The sequence below is a fragment of the Halopseudomonas oceani genome (assembly GCF_002903165.1).
GTDB classification, from domain to species: Bacteria; Pseudomonadota; Gammaproteobacteria; order Pseudomonadales; family Pseudomonadaceae; genus Halopseudomonas; species Halopseudomonas oceani.
Window position 1 is genome coordinate 77482 of the sequence record NZ_PPSK01000016.1, and the last position, 14159, is coordinate 91640.

Here is a 14159-nt window from a genome sequence, read left to right on the forward strand (position 1 = left end):
CCCGGTTGCGCGCGTTACAGAGCGCCGAAGACCTTGCGTGCAAGGTTGCTGGCAGCTGCGGTCGGGTCGCTGCGAATCGTCGCTTCCTGTTGGGCGATCATCTCGAACAGGCCATCCAGCGCCTTTTCGGTAACGTAGCTCTCGACGCTGGTCGCGTTGGCGTCGACAACGCCAAACCCCGCAGCCTGGGAGGCAAACGCGTTGTATTGCTGGGCTACCCCAACCTGATCAGTGGCTTGCTTGACCACCGGAAGAAAGAGCGCGCGAATTTCTTCTCGGCTGCTGCGTTCGAGATACTGTGTTGCGGAGTCGTTACCGCCGGTGAGGACACCCTTGGCGTCTGTCAGGCTCATCCTGCTGATGGCGTTGACCAGAATGGATTGCGCCTGGGGCACCGCAGCCTCCGCAGCCTGATTCATGCTGTTTTCCAACGCGGTGATCCGGCTCCCCATTCCCATCATTTTCAGCGTGCGTGCAGCGCTACCCAGCTTGCCTGGCAGTTCAATGCGCACATCCGGGTTATTGCTGAACCCGCCGGGCTTGCCGAGTTCACTGACGGCCAGCTGCGCGCCTTGAGTCAGGGCGTCCTTCATGGCTGTTGCGGTGTCCTGCTGGGTCAGCTCCGACAGGGACAACGCCAGTGCCTGTGTTGACAGCAGCAGGCTGGTTATCAATAACGCAAAACGTTTCATGTCCATCTCCAGCTAAGGGCGGTTCTTTCACTTTAGACGATGTCTGTCGCAGGGGGAGTGTGGGGTGTATTCAAGGGGTACAGGGCGGGGGCGTCTTTAGTCTAATAGGGTTGTTAATGTGATATACCGTCTATTTTATTTTCATTTAAATCAAATGGTTATGGTGTATTTCTAATGTGCTTTTTACTATTAGGTCGTGGTGCTTAACGTCCGTTCTACCAAAGTCTTACTCTTCACCTGCGTATCCCGGTGCTACCGTTACTGACGTAATAACAACAACAATGGAGACGCTAATGTCCATGTCAAAAGAAGAGGCAGCGCGCGGTTACTGGCGTGAAAACCTCAAACTCATGCTGACCCTGCTGGTCGTCTGGTTTGTGGTTTCCTTCGGTGCCGGCGTGCTGTTCGTAGACCAGCTCAACGCCATCCAGTTCTTCGGCTTCCCGCTGGGGTTCTGGTTCGCCCAGCAGGGTTCCATCTACGCCTTCGTGGTGCTCATCTTCGTGTACGTCTGGAAGATGAATCAGCTCGATCGCAAGTACGACTTCCACGAAGAATAAGAACAGGATCCCAGCGATGGATACCCAAACTCTGATTTATCTGTTCGTCGGCGCGACCTTCGCGCTGTATATCGCCATTGCCATCTGGTCTCGTGCGGGTAGCACCAGCGAGTACTACGTTGCCAGCAAGGGCGTACACCCGATTGCCAACGGTATGGCTACCGGGGCTGACTGGATGTCTGCCGCATCCTTCATCTCCATGGCCGGTATCATCTCCTTCACCGGTTATGACGGCTCGGTGTACCTGATGGGCTGGACCGGTGGCTATGTGCTGCTGGCGATGTGTCTGGCGCCGTACCTGCGCAAATTCGGCAAGTTCACCGTGCCGGAATTTGTCGGTGAACGTTACTACTCACAGACAGCCCGGGTAGTGGCGGTGATTTGCGTGATCTTCATTTCCTTTACCTATGTGGCTGGCCAGATGCGCGGTGTTGGTATCGTGTTCTCCCGTTACCTGGAAGTGGATATCAATACTGGCGTAGTCATCGGCATGGCCATCGTGTTCTTCTACGCCGTACTCGGCGGTATGAAAGGCATCACCTACACTCAAGTAGCCCAGTACTGCGTGATGATGTTCGCCTATATGGTTCCGGCCATTTACATCTCCATGCTGATTACCGGCAACCCAATCCCGCAACTGGGCTTTGGTAGTGAGGTAACCGGTACAGGGCAATCGGTCCTGGAGCGACTGAACGGGCTGGGCGCTGAATTGGGCTTTGGTGCCTACACAGACGGGTCCAAGTCGACCATCGATGTGTTCTTCATCACCATGGCGCTGATGGTCGGTACTGCGGGTCTACCGCACGTTATCGTTCGTTTTTTCACCACTCCGACCGTGCGTGATGCACGTAAATCAGCTGGTTACGCTCTGTTGTTCATCGCGATTCTCTACACTACTGCGCCGGCGGTTGCTGCCTTTGCCCGCACCAATCTGCTGACCTCGGTGCCGAACGTCGCTTACGAACAGGTGCCGACCTGGCTCAAGACCTGGGAAAATGCGGGTCTGATTGCCTGGCAGGACAAGAACAACGACGGCGTGATTCAGTACGGCCCGGGTGCTCCGTTCGTTGGCGCTCCGAAGTTTATTGACGAGCGCGGCACCAACGGTGAGCGTCTGATCAGCAACGAGCCAACTGCTGCCACAACCGAACTGTATGTGGACCGCGACATCATGGTTCTGGCTAACCCGGAAATCGCCTCTCTGCCGGGCTGGGTCGTTGCCCTGATTGCGGCGGGTGGCTTGGCTGCGGCGCTGTCTACTGCTGCAGGTCTGTTGCTGGTGATCTCGACCTCGGTCTCCCATGACCTGCTCAAGAGCAACATGGCGCCGAATATTACCGAGAAACAGGAGTTGCTGGCTGCGCGGGTTGCGGCGGGTGTCGCCATCGCCATCGCCGGTCTGTTCGGGATCTACCCACCGGCCTTCGTGGCGCAGGTGGTCGCCTTCGCGTTCGGTCTGGCGGCGGCCTCGTTCTTCCCGGTCATCGTCATGGGTATTTTCTCGAAGAAGATGAACAAAGAAGGGGCTATCGCCGGGATGATTGTCGGTCTGACCTTCACCTTCGGTTATATCGTCTACTTCAAGTTCATCAACCCAACTGCGACCGCAGACGACTGGTGGTTCGGTATCTCTCCGGAAGGTATCGGTACCCTGGGTATGATCTTCAACTTCATCGCGGCAGTACTGGTTGCCTCGGTTACCAAGGCGCCGCCGGAGAAGATCCAGCATCTGATCGAGGATATCCGTATCCCGCGTGGTGCAGGGGCTGCAGTTGATCACTGATCAGCAGCTCTGAAACAAAAACGCCCCGCATGATGCGGGGCGTTTTTTATGGGAGACCGGTCAGAAGCGCCAGCTAACCTGAGTGGCCAGGCCGTGTGCATCGTTGCGGAATTCGGCAGTGTAGTCTGCGGTGTTGATCTCGCCTTTGGCTTCGCGCAGGTAGGAGTAAGCAACGTCCAGCGTCAGGTCCGGAGTCACATCCCAGCCGGCGCCGAGGGAGAATACCTTGCGGTCGGATACCGGGATGCGCACAGTGCGGTGGGTGTCGTTGGTTGGCGACGGATCGGACGTGAAGCCAGCACGTAGAACCCACTGCGGGTTCAGTTGGTAGGACGCACCAACTGCCCAAGAGATTATATCTTCCCACTTCATTTGTTCTTCTATGGCGCCGAAGTTCGGCTGGTAAGGCGCCAGCAAGCCGCTGTTCTCAACCACGATCTTGTCCAGACGACTCCAGCGGGTCCAGGTGCTGCCGGCGTAAACGGTCCAGCGGTCATCTAGTTCCCAGGTGATGGAGGTGTCTACCGACTCGGGCATGGTGATGTCCAGCGCGGCGTCGTAGCTGCCGTCAGGCCCGATTTGCGGGTTGAAGCCGCTGAAACGAGTGCGGCCTTCGAGCCCGAAGTCGATGGCCGAGTGGTAAGTCAGGCCCCAGCGCACCTGATCGGTAACCTGCACCAGCACGCCAGCGTTGAAGCCGTAGCCGGTGTCATCACCCTTGATGTTGACTTTGGCATCGCTGCCCAGCGCCGCAAGCGGTTGGCTGGTCAATTTGCCGCTGATACGGTTGATGGTAGGGCCAAAACCGACGGATACCCGGTCGTTGATCTGGTAGCTCAGCGTCGGTTGAAGTGTGACGACCTGCACCTTGCTGTACAGGCCGTGGACGCGGCCCTGGAAGCCTTTCTCGTAATCGCTGATAACGCCAAAGGGGGCGTAGATACCGATGCCGGCGTGCCAGCGGTCGTTCAGAGGGGCTACCAGGTAGCCGAACGGAATGGTTGCCGTCGGAACCATGTCGCCCCTATTGGTGCCTGAGGTGAAGCCCTGAGCGTCATCAATATCGGTAGACGCGAAAATGGTAGCAAAGCCACCACTGACCTCGGTTCTGTCAAGCCTGGACATGCCGGCCGGGTTGCCAAACAAGGTGCTGGCGTCTTCGGCGGCGGATGAGCGTCCTGCAAACCCAGTACCCATCCCGCTGGCGCTTTGTTCGTTGATGCTCAGACCATTGGCGCTGACGCCGGTGGCGGCGAGGGTGACGGCCAGGGCAGCAGAGGACTTCAGCCAGGCGTGTCTGTTCATGGAATGCTCCGGATATTGATTGGTGATTCGGTGAGGGCGCGCACGCTATCAAGAATCAGAGTTATATGCCAGAGCTGTCTGTCGGTAAAAGCGGTTTTGGTGGCGCTAAATGACGACAAAATGCCCGTTTATGTCGCTACATGGTGCCAATTCTGGCTTGCCTCAGTCGCCGCCAGTGACGCAGTCTTGATTCCAGGTCGGCTAGTGTCGTGAGATTCTCTCGATGAGCCAGTGAGAGCAGAATGAGCATCAGCTCGGCCGTTGCCAGTGCGTCAGCCGCCGCGTGATGTCGTTGCTGGTTGACTACCTTGAAGTGACTTTGCCACTCATCGAGGCTTTGTCGGCTGCTGGCACCAGGACAGAGCATGGGCGCAAGTTCTGCGACATCTAGAAAACGATGACGCAAACGCTGGCCCAGCTCGTCCCGCAAGCCCCGTTGCAGCATGCGGTGGTCGAATGCGGCGTGAAAGGCGACAAACACGCATTGGCCAGCAAAGTCCATAAAGTCCAGCAGTGCGTCTGCCGGCGCGACGCCTTCGGCAACTGCGCTGGGCGCAATGCCGTGAATGAGCACCGACTCCGTTACCCGGTGATTCTCCTGATACAGCGTGCATTCGTATTGAGTGCCCAGATCGATCAGGCCGCCTTCAATGACCACTGCACCGACCGACAAAATCCGGTCCCGGTTGACGTTAAGGCCGCTTGTTTCCAAGTCCATAACGACGAAACGGCAATCGGATAGCGGCGTACTGTCAAACGGCTGATGGGCTGGCAGGGCCGTTTTGCGCTGTTGTTGCTCAGCCGTCAGCCCGCGCCTGCGTGAAGTCAGCCAGCCAAGGGGATTCACAGGTTGTATCTCAGCGCAAGGCTGGCCTGCAGCCGTTTTGCCTGCCGGAACGATTCGCGCAGAATGCGTCGGTCCAGCTGGTTGAGATTTTCCGGGTCGAGCCGGTTGCTGAACGGTCGGCCGTCGCGCTCCTGCTGCTGATGTTGCTGCATGCGCACCAATTGAATGAACTGATAGCCTTCGATATAGGCGTCAGCGTCCTGTGGGTCGAGCACTCGACGCTCGCGCAGTTGCTGTAACCGCTCCAGGGTATTGGCGACGCTGATCCCGTTGGCCAGCGCCAGCAGCCGCGCGCCGTCTACGAATGGGCTGAGCCCCTGCACCTTGGTGTCGAGGGTGTCCTTTTCTGCACCGCTACGCGCTACCACAAAGTCGCGTAGGCGCCCGATTGGCGGACGGTTGAGCAGCGCATTCTGTGCCATCTGTTGCTGGAACAGGGTATTGCCGCCGATCTGACGCAGCACGTCCGCAAACAGCTGTTCCGGTGCGCGTTTGTCACCCCAGACCACGCGAAAGTCGAAGTAGATTGATGAACTGAGAAGGTTTGCTGGTGTGGTGCTGCGCACCATCCGTGAGAACTTTTCGCGCCATTCGTGGGCTGATAGGCACAGTTCGGGATTGCTGGCCATGATGTTGCCTTTGCACAGACTGAAACCGCATTCGGCGAGTGCGTTGTTGATGTGCGCTGCTAATGGCAGCAGGCGTGCACGGCGTTCTTCTGTTTCTTGAGCAGAAACGGCGGTGAACAAAATGCCGTTGTCCTGATCGGTATGCAGTGTCTGCTCCTGCCGTCCTTCGCTACCGAAGCACAGCCAGCTGAATGGAATGCCGGGGTCACCGTGTGCCTCCACACTGAGCTCGATCACACGACATACCGTGTGATCGTTGAATAGCGTGATGATGCGGGTTATCTGACCTGAGGACGCGCCGTGCGCGAGCATGCTGTCGACCAGCTTGTGAATGTCGCCGCGCAGCTCACACAGACGTTCCACGCTTTCCGCCTGCCGTAGCATGCGTGCCAGGTGCACCAGGTTTACCCGCTGCAGCGAGAACAGGTCGCGCTCGGAAACAACACCCGTGAGCTTGCCGTCGTCTACTAGGCAGATGTGTGCAATGTGCCGCCTGGTCATGGCGATAGCCGCGTCGAAGGCGCTGGCAGAGGAGGGTAGTGCCGCCGGTTGCGGTGTCATTACGTCGCTGATGGGGCTATTCAGGTCCGCGGCATCGTTGGCAATGAGGGCACGCAGGTCGCGCAGCGTGAAGATGCCCGTGGGTGCCTGTTGCTGGTCAGTGATGACGATGCTACCTACACCGGCTTCATGCATTTGTTTGACGGCATCACGAATGCAGGTTGTGGGGTAGCAGTGAATGGGCTCGCGGGCAATCAGACCGTCCAGGCGGGTATCTAGCGAGTAGTGCGATCCAAGGGTTTCGCTCGCCTGCTTCTGCGCCTGTTGATTGACTTGCTCCAGCAGACTACTGACTCCGCGCAGGGCAAAGTCTCTGAACGGCATTGACTGACTGAACAGGGTAACGAAGTCGTCCCGCTTGACTGTCAGGCAGAAGCTGTCTTCCGCTGCGCGGTGAAGTGTCCGGGTAGCTCGTTCGCCCAGCAGTGCCGCGAGGGGGAAACACTCTCCGGTGCCGATCTCAAAAGTGGTGTCTGGGTCGTCGCTGCCAGGTACGACCCGTTCGCCGCGTATAAGCCCCTGTTTGACGATGAAGAAGTGCTGAACCGGACCGTCCTGCGGTTGAATAATGGGGTCGCCAGCAGCAAAGAAGCGCAGTTGTGCGTGTTCAACAAGCCAGGCCAGATGCCCCTGTTCCATCAGGTTGAATGGCGGGTAGCCGAGCAGAAAACCGATGATGCCCTGGATGTTCTGCATCACTGCGGTTTTGCCAGCCTGGGTGAACTTGTCATCTTTGCTCATTGGCGCTTCGCCTCGTGTTTACAGCCAGTATTGCGTGAGTCGACGGTGACTGCCATCCGACCTTGGTTGTTGATCCTCTGCAGAGTTTGGGCACCGCTCGCAAGTCCGTGGACAAGTGATTTCATCTGACCGGTCATTTTGTTATTGTGGCGCCTAAAAGACGCCGATCATCAGTTGCCGATGACAGTAGCCGGTAAACGATGTGCGGTGCGTTCGCTCAGTATAGTAAGGCAGCGTGCTGGGATGCCGCCTCCGCCATTGGCGGGGTAACACGGTTCGGTTTGTTCAAGGGGTAGGGCTTGATCAAGGTACTGGTGGTTGATGACCATGATTTGGTACGCATGGGCATCAGTCGTATGCTGAGTGACGTCCCGGGACTCTCCGTCATCGGTGAAGCTGACAGCGGTGAAACTGCCGTCACCCGCGCTCGCGAACTCAAACCGGACGTCATCCTGATGGATGTGCGCATGCCTGGTATCGGTGGGCTTGAGGCCACTCGCAAGCTGGTGCAGTACGACAAGCACGTCAAGGTGATCGCCGTCACGGTCTGTGATGAAGAACCCTTTCCGACACGCCTGATGCAGGCGGGTGCAGCCGGTTACGTAACCAAGGGCGCAGCCCTCGATGAAATGGTCTCGGCGATACGTCAGGTGCACTCTGGTCAACGCTATATCAGCCCCAATGTTGCCCAGCAGCTCGCACTCAAGCAGTTTAATCCCGGCGGCGACTCGCCGTTCGACTGCCTGTCCGAACGCGAAATCCAGATTGCCCTGATGATCGTCAGCTGCGAGAAGGTTCAGAGCATTTCCGACAAGCTCTGCCTGAGTCCGAAGACCGTCAATACCTACCGTTATCGGATCTTCGAGAAACTGGGTGTCACCAGCGACGTGGAGCTGACCCTCCTGGCTGTTCGCCACGGCATGGTAGACGCAAGCCGGCAGTGACTACGCTTCCCGAATTCGATGCCAAGGCCTTTCTGGCCTCGGCCAGTAGCAAGCCCGGCGTGTATCGGATGTTCGATGCTGAGGGTGAGCTGCTGTATGTCGGCAAGGCCGGCAACCTGAAAAAACGCCTTTCCAGCTATTTTCGCAAGACCGGCCTCAGCCCCAAGACCGAAGCGCTGGTCGCTCGCATCCAGCAGATCGACACGACGATCACTGCCAACGAGACCGAAGCGCTGCTGCTGGAGCAGAGCCTGATCAAGGCTAATCGCCCGCCGTACAACATCCTGCTGCGGGACGATAAGTCCTACCCCTATGTGTTCCTTTCCAGCAATGACGACTTTCCAAGGCTAGGGCTGCATCGGGGTACCAAGCGTGCCAAAGGGCGATATTTCGGGCCTTACCCCAGCGCCGGTGCGATTCGCGAGAGCCTTAACCTGTTGCAGAAGGCCTTTTTTGTTCGCCAGTGTGAGGATAGCTATTACCGCAACCGTACCCGTCCGTGCCTGCAGTATCAGATCAAGCGCTGTAAGGCCCCGTGTGTGGGGTTGGTGGATGCGGCGGAGTATGCGGAGGATGTTCGTCACTCGGTGATGTTTCTGGAAGGGCGGAGCAATGCGCTGAATGACGAACTCACAGCAGCAATGGAGCAGGCGTCCATGGCGCTCGATTTTGAGCGCGCTGCCGAGTTGCGTGATCAGATCGCCCTGCTGCGCCGGGTGCAGGATCAGCAGAATATTGATACCGAGCAGGGCAGCGCTGATATTGTCGCAGCCGCCGTAGCGCCTGGTGGGGCCTGCGTTCACGTCATCATGGTGCGCCATGGCCGGGTCCTGGGCAGCAAAAATCACTTTCCACGGGTGCCGATCGAGCAGCAGCCGGGCGAAGTGCTTGCTGCATTCCTGCCTCAATATTATCTGGGAACGGCCGAGCGCGAGGTGCCGGCGGAAATCATCGTCAACGCCGAGCACGATGACTTTGCGGTCATCACCAGCGCATTGAGTGAGGCGCGTGGCTTTAGCGTCAGCATCAGTCCGCGGGTACGCGGTACGCGGCGACGTTGGCAGGAGTTGGCAAGCAGTAATGCCGAGCAGTCGCTGGCCAGCCTGCTGAGCAACCGTCAGCATGTCCAGCAACGATTTGAAGCCCTGCAGCAGGCGTTGCAACTGGATGAACTGCCGACTCGCCTTGAGTGCTACGACATCAGTCACTCAAGCGGTGAGGCTACCGTGGCTTCTTGTGTGGTGTTTGGCCCGGAAGGGCCACTCAAGAGCGACTATCGCCGGTTCAATATCGAGGGCGTTACCGCAGGTGACGACTATGCCGCAATGCACCAGGCGTTGATGCGTCGCTTCTCGCGGATCAAGGAAGGTGAGGGCAAGATGCCCGATATCCTGCTGGTTGATGGCGGCAAAGGGCAGATGAACATGGCGCGTGACGTGTTGCAGGAACTCGCTATTCACGATCTGACACTGCTGGGTGTTGCCAAGGGTGTTACCCGCAAGGCCGGCATGGAGACTCTCTTTCTCAATACCCCCGATAACGAGCTGGTGCTACCAGGCCACTCGCCAGCGTTGCACCTTATTCAGCATATTCGGGACGAGGCGCACCGTTTTGCCATCACCGGTCACCGCCAGCGCAGAGGCAAGGCGCGAACCAGCTCAAGCCTTGAGGGTATCTCGGGAGTGGGGCCAAAACGTCGGCGCGAACTACTGAAACACTTTGGCGGCTTGCAGGAGTTGAAGCGGGCCAGTGCGGCGGAAATAGCCAAGGCACCGGGCATCAGTAAAAAACTCGCGGAACAGATTTATGCGGTCCTGCATAGCGATTAGAATGGTTGCTCGTACAAGGCCGCGGAAACCATGAACATTCCAAATATTCTGACCCTCATCCGGGTTGCGCTGATCCCCATTTTTATCCTGCTGTTCTACATGCCGTTCCACTGGAGCTACATTGCGGCGGCGCTGGTGTTTACGCTGGCGAGTGTAACCGACTGGCTGGACGGCTATCTGGCGCGCAAACTGGAGCAAAGCACTCCCTTTGGAGCGTTCCTCGATCCGGTCGCGGACAAGCTGATGGTCGTGATTGCGCTGGTGCTGCTGGTTCAGCACCACGCCAACTTCTGGGTGACTGCGCCAGCGGCAATTATCATCGGCCGTGAGCTGGTTATTTCTGCGTTACGTGAGTGGATGGCGGAGATGGGAGCCAGAGCACAAGTCGCAGTCTCCCAACTGGGTAAATACAAGACGGCGCTGCAGATGGTGGCCCTGGTCGTGTTGTTGGCCAACCCGCCGCAGCTCACGCTCTGGGTAATAGTCGGGTACATTCTGCTGGCAATGTCTGCCGTACTGACCCTATGGTCGATGGTGGTCTATCTGCTGGCTGCCTGGCCGCACCTGCGCCCCGATAGTGATCAAAATTCCCCCAAATAACTTTTTTTGAATCAACAACTTGACAGGCCGGCGCAGATGGATAGAATGAGCGCCGTCCGATGCAGTGAACTGCTCAGTAAGTTCAGGTCACCCAGGGTGGTACTGCAGAGGCGATTAGCGAGAACTGATCGATTGGTAGAACACGCCCTTACGGGGCATCACTTCCACACGGTCAAGCAGTAACGCTTTTTAAGCGGGAATAGCTCAGTTGGTAGAGCACGACCTTGCCAAGGTCGGGGTCGCGAGTTCGAGTCTCGTTTCCCGCTCCAGTTTGTATATTGTGCTGACGTCATCCACAGCACAATAGCTTCCCTTTTGAGGCCGGGTGGCAGAGTGGTCATGCAGCGGATTGCAAATCCGTGTACGCCGGTTCGATTCCGACCTCGGCCTCCAATCTTTTCTTCGCCCGGATGGCGAAATTGGTAGACGCAAGGGACTTAAAATCCCTCGGATTGCAATCCGTGCCGGTTCGACCCCGGCTCCGGGCACCAAATTTCTCCATCAAAATCAGTAAGTTACGGCGAAAAATTTTTTTCTCATCGCGCCGCCAAGCTGCTTGGAAACTTTTTGGAAACTTTCGACCTGATTTTCAGCAGCTCCTGGAATCTTTTCCCAGCTGACCGCAGCTATTCAGTCCAAGCCTGGACGCGGAAGACCATACCTTTCTCTGTGCTCATCCAGCGCCTTGAGCTCTGCCTGAACGACCTCGTCTGAAGGTTCAGGTATCACGTCACCAGCTCGCCGGTTGGGTTCGCCTGGCAGTGTCAGCTTGCGGTTCCTGAGATTGTATCCAGTAGCTTCAGCAGACTGTTCGCCACGTGAGTAAGCCTGGATCTCTTGTCGAGCGTGTTCGTTCAGCTCTGATGGGGCGAGTGTCATTGTGCTACCTCTATCTGCCGAAACAGTTGTGTAGCACAAGCTCAGGGGCGGGGTAGTGCGAGTTTGAGCTCAAACAGTGAGCCAAGCTTCCCAAGGGGGGAAGAGAACTAAGCTGCCCAGCGGGCAGTGAACAAAAAATTACTGGAACAAATAGTGCTTCTTGAAGTTCTCTACGTCATCTTCTTTGTAAACAACTCGGCGATCAATACGCGATTTATACGGCAACAGATCATCACGTAGCCCCGTATACCGCCAGTGCCTCAGTGTGTTCTGAGAAACACCCAACCGCATAGATGCCTCTTTAGCGCTAATGTAAACACAAGAATCTTCATTACGACTTAAAACAGCAGTACTCATCTATTAACCTTTATTTGATAAATTGACATGCCGACAACCCTCTCTCAGTTGTCAATATATACGTTAATCGCCAGCCATAATTGCGCAAAGCCATGAATTGTATTTTTTTGTAATCCATAATTGACTTTTTAAATTTTGCAACAGTATAGGATTCCTATACTCACTACCTCATTCAGTAAGGGCGGCCGCAAAAACTGAGTGCAACACCTGACCTTTCCTGTACGGTGTCGCCATGTCTTACCACGAACTCAGTCTCGAAGAACGCTCCAACATCCAGGTCGGTCTGCTGCGCGGCATGAGCCAGCGGGCCATTGCCCGAATGCTTAACCGCAGCCCCTCGACGATCTGTCGCGAGATCCGTCGTAACCGTGGCGCCCAAGGCGAGTACATCACCCAGCATGCCCAGCGAGCGACGTGCGAGCGCCGCATGCCCTGCCGCCCACAAAAAAAGCTGATGCCTGGCACCGAGCTGTTCGATCTGGTCGTCTACCTGCTGCGAAAACGCTTTTCTCCCGAGCAAATTGCCGGCAAGCTCCGTGCGATGGAATTCCCTAACTTCGAAGACGCCTACGTCTGCCGCGAGACGATCTACAACGCGATTTATGCCCTGCCAGTTGGCGAGCTGCGCAAGGAACTGATCATCTGCTTGCGGCAAGGCAAGACCTCTCGCCGGCCGCGTTCTGGCGGGGTAGACCGCCGTGGCCAGATCCCCGACATGGTCAGTATCCACGTGCGCCCGCCGGAGATCGAGGATCGTGTAATGCCTGGTCATTGGGAGGGCGACCTGATCAAAGGCAAGGCCAACGCTTCGGCCGTCGGCACCCTGGTCGAGCGCTCCAGCGGCTACCTGATGCTGGTGAAGATGCTTGACGCGACGGCGACCTCGGCCGTGGAAGGCTTCAGTGCCGCGTTAAACCGGATGCCTCTGGCGGCCCGCAAGAGCATGACCTACGACCAAGGACGAGAGATGGCGCGCCATACGGAGATCACCCAGAAGACCGGCGTAGCGATCTAATTCTGTGACCCGCACAGCCCCTGGCAGCGCGGCAGCAACGAGAACATCAACGGACTGATCCGCCAGTACCTTCCCAAAGGCACGAATCTGTCGGTATACAGCCAGGAGCAGTTGGATGCTATTGCCTACGAACTGAACATTCGGCCACGTAAGCGCTTCGGCTTCAGGTGCCCCATCGAGGTCATGACCGAGCTGATGGCTACGTATCATGAGGCTCCTGCCTCAATCCAGTAACCGTGTTGCACTCAGTTCCTGCAACCGCCGATTCTGGAGAATAATCCTACGAGTATGTCGGCTGAGTTCGACTGCAAACGGCAGATGCGATAGGTCGTCTGCCATCAATGCAACGTTGGCCGTTTCCAAAGCTACATCTGAGCCTGCGGCGCCCGTAGCGATACCAACAGTAGCATGAGCCATGGCGGGCGCATCATTCACGCTATTGCCAACCATTACGACCTCGGTGGTTTTGCGTAGTTTGTTGACTGCGTCAACCTTGTCTTCTGGCATGAGGTCACCCCATGCCTCGTCCAAGCAAACTTGCTTGGTGACCGCATCGGCTACGCGTTGGTTGTCTCCAGAAATGCATGATCATGCGGGTGATGCCTATGGTACGTAACCGTTCGAGCGCAGGCCGCGCCGATGCGCGCGGTATATCCAAGAGACCGACGCCGCCGAGGTCTCGGCCTGCGTGGCGAATCGCCGTGATGGTTCACCCTTGGTTGCGAAGCCGCTCGACAGTAGCCGCAACCGGCGCAGACCGTCGTTGCCGAACATCCGGGATTGGAAAACGGAACTGAATCGCTTTACGATTCAGTTCGAAGACCGCATGATGCCCTTGTAATCAACCCTACAGGTTACACAAAATTCAGTACACCCCCGTAATTGGGGTGTCAGCCAGCGAATTTTCCGGCAATCTGAACCAATTCAATTCTCTGTCGGTGTCACTCAGATCTATCCCCTCCATCGTCGTTATGTGCGATCTGCAGTGTTAAGCTTCAGAAGTACAACTGAACGGAATACAACCTTAGAAGAAGTCAGGTAGACACCGTTCTGTTAGCGCTTGTCTGACGCGGTTGTAGCACCTCCAGTATTTTTCGTACTGTTTTTTGCTTCATCCTCTTTTATTTGTTGATCACGGGCTTCTCTGCGCTCTTTGTTTTGTTCACGCAGGTTCTCTACCATCTGCCGGTAACGCATGCTCCCATCTTCTGCATGGACTACCGCAGTAACGTTCAGCGCAAATAAAAACATGAAAATCGTTGCTAAGGTCCTCATGGCTATACCTCTCATCTGAAATGGATTTTTGGAGACTCGTTAGTATGGTACATGGCGTCACCTGTCCGGCTGGTGACGCTGCGATTACAAAAATGTCATGCTGAAATAGATCAACGATCCGACCTTGTATTACCTCAATGGG

The 14159-nt window shown here is 56.7% G+C and carries 12 protein-coding genes, 3 tRNA genes and 1 pseudogene; 9 read left to right on the top strand and 7 right to left on the bottom strand.

What is annotated here, in order from left to right:
• Positions 1-14 precede the first annotated feature (14 nt).
• The gene (locus C1949_RS14905) at positions 15-692 is read right to left on the bottom strand and encodes a DUF4197 domain-containing protein (RefSeq protein WP_104739270.1); all 678 of its coding nucleotides are present in this window, start codon (positions 690-692) and stop codon (positions 15-17) included.
• 293 nt (positions 693-985) lie between these two features.
• Here C1949_RS14905 and C1949_RS14910 point away from each other — a divergent pair, with 293 nt between their 5' ends.
• Together C1949_RS14910 and C1949_RS14915 are read left to right on the top strand one after the other, a co-directional pair.
• The gene (locus C1949_RS14910; RefSeq protein ID WP_088274190.1) at positions 986-1252 is read left to right on the top strand and encodes a DUF4212 domain-containing protein; all 267 of its coding nucleotides are present in this window, start codon (positions 986-988) and stop codon (positions 1250-1252) included.
• A gap of 16 nt (positions 1253-1268) precedes the next feature.
• Complete coding sequence (locus tag C1949_RS14915) at positions 1269-3035, top strand: sodium:solute symporter family protein (RefSeq protein ID WP_104739271.1); 1767 nt, start codon at positions 1269-1271, stop codon at positions 3033-3035.
• 60 nt (positions 3036-3095) lie between these two features.
• Here the strand turns inward: C1949_RS14915 and C1949_RS14920 are convergent, their stop codons facing one another.
• From C1949_RS14920 to C1949_RS14930, 3 genes are all read right to left on the bottom strand, one after another.
• Complete coding sequence (locus C1949_RS14920; RefSeq protein ID WP_104739272.1) at positions 3096-4340, bottom strand: OmpP1/FadL family transporter; 1245 nt, start codon at positions 4338-4340, stop codon at positions 3096-3098.
• A 136-nt stretch (positions 4341-4476) separates the two neighbouring features.
• On the bottom strand, positions 4477-5187 hold the full coding sequence (locus C1949_RS14925) for a 3'-5' exonuclease (RefSeq protein WP_373289815.1): 711 nt from the start codon (positions 5185-5187) through the stop codon (positions 4477-4479).
• Positions 5184-7118, bottom strand: coding sequence for a DUF294 nucleotidyltransferase-like domain-containing protein (locus C1949_RS14930; RefSeq protein WP_104739273.1), 1935 nt, complete (start codon positions 7116-7118; stop codon positions 5184-5186). Before C1949_RS14930 ends, C1949_RS14925 begins: the two co-directional genes overlap by 4 nt.
• Before the next feature lie 299 nt (positions 7119-7417).
• Here C1949_RS14930 and gacA point away from each other — a divergent pair, with 299 nt between their 5' ends.
• The 6 genes from gacA to C1949_RS14960 all read left to right on the top strand — a co-directional run bounded on the left by gacA (position 7418) and on the right by C1949_RS14960 (position 10982).
• Positions 7418-8062: a response regulator transcription factor GacA gene (gacA, locus tag C1949_RS14935; RefSeq protein ID WP_104739274.1), complete on the top strand. Its 645-nt coding sequence runs from the start codon at positions 7418-7420 to the stop codon at positions 8060-8062.
• Positions 8059-9891, top strand: coding sequence for an excinuclease ABC subunit UvrC (gene uvrC, locus C1949_RS14940; RefSeq protein WP_104739275.1), 1833 nt, complete (start codon positions 8059-8061; stop codon positions 9889-9891). The genes gacA and uvrC overlap by 4 nt, the downstream gene beginning before the upstream one ends.
• A gap of 30 nt (positions 9892-9921) precedes the next feature.
• On the top strand, positions 9922-10491 hold the full coding sequence (gene pgsA, locus C1949_RS14945; protein ID WP_104739276.1) for a CDP-diacylglycerol--glycerol-3-phosphate 3-phosphatidyltransferase: 570 nt from the start codon (positions 9922-9924) through the stop codon (positions 10489-10491).
• Between the two features lie 193 nt (positions 10492-10684).
• Positions 10685-10760, top strand: a tRNA-Gly gene (locus tag C1949_RS14950).
• A 50-nt stretch (positions 10761-10810) separates the two neighbouring features.
• Positions 10811-10884 (top strand) — tRNA-Cys (locus tag C1949_RS14955).
• Between the two features lie 11 nt (positions 10885-10895).
• Positions 10896-10982: transfer RNA gene (locus C1949_RS14960), tRNA-Leu, on the top strand.
• Between the two features lie 526 nt (positions 10983-11508).
• Here the strand turns inward: C1949_RS14960 and C1949_RS14965 are convergent.
• A complete protein-coding gene (locus C1949_RS14965; protein WP_083727840.1) occupies positions 11509-11727 on the bottom strand; it encodes a MerR family transcriptional regulator in 219 nt (72 codons plus the stop codon).
• A 232-nt stretch (positions 11728-11959) separates the two neighbouring features.
• Here C1949_RS14965 and C1949_RS14970 point away from each other — a divergent pair.
• A pseudogene (locus tag C1949_RS14970) lies at positions 11960-12976 on the top strand (IS30 family transposase).
• Here C1949_RS14970 and C1949_RS19710 read toward each other — a convergent pair.
• Positions 12965-13273 carry an HAD family hydrolase gene (locus C1949_RS19710; protein WP_229744464.1) on the bottom strand — a complete coding sequence of 103 codons (309 nt, stop codon included), beginning with the start codon at positions 13271-13273 and terminating at the stop codon, positions 12965-12967. The pseudogene C1949_RS14970 and the gene C1949_RS19710 sit on opposite strands and share 12 nt — an antisense overlap.
• Positions 13274-13795: 522 nt before the next feature.
• Positions 13796-14017 carry a hypothetical protein gene (locus C1949_RS14980; protein ID WP_083729500.1) on the bottom strand — a complete coding sequence of 74 codons (222 nt, stop codon included), beginning with the start codon at positions 14015-14017 and terminating at the stop codon, positions 13796-13798.
• Between the last annotated feature and the right edge of the window lie 142 nt (positions 14018-14159).

Coding starts and splice junctions, on each gene's coding strand:
- C1949_RS14905 (WP_104739270.1), bottom strand. CDS start 692: ATGAAACGTTTTGCGTTATTGATAACCAGCCTGCTGCTGTCAACACAG.
- C1949_RS14910 (WP_088274190.1), top strand. CDS start 986: ATGTCCATGTCAAAAGAAGAGGCAGCGCGCGGTTACTGGCGTGAAAAC.
- C1949_RS14915 (WP_104739271.1), top strand. CDS start 1,269: ATGGATACCCAAACTCTGATTTATCTGTTCGTCGGCGCGACCTTCGCG.
- C1949_RS14920 (WP_104739272.1), bottom strand. CDS start 4,340: ATGAACAGACACGCCTGGCTGAAGTCCTCTGCTGCCCTGGCCGTCACC.
- C1949_RS14930 (WP_104739273.1), bottom strand. CDS start 7,118: ATGAGCAAAGATGACAAGTTCACCCAGGCTGGCAAAACCGCAGTGATG.
- pgsA (WP_104739276.1), top strand. CDS start 9,922: ATGAACATTCCAAATATTCTGACCCTCATCCGGGTTGCGCTGATCCCC.
- C1949_RS14965 (WP_083727840.1), bottom strand. CDS start 11,727: ATGAGTACTGCTGTTTTAAGTCGTAATGAAGATTCTTGTGTTTACATT.
- C1949_RS14980 (WP_083729500.1), bottom strand. CDS start 14,017: ATGAGGACCTTAGCAACGATTTTCATGTTTTTATTTGCGCTGAACGTT.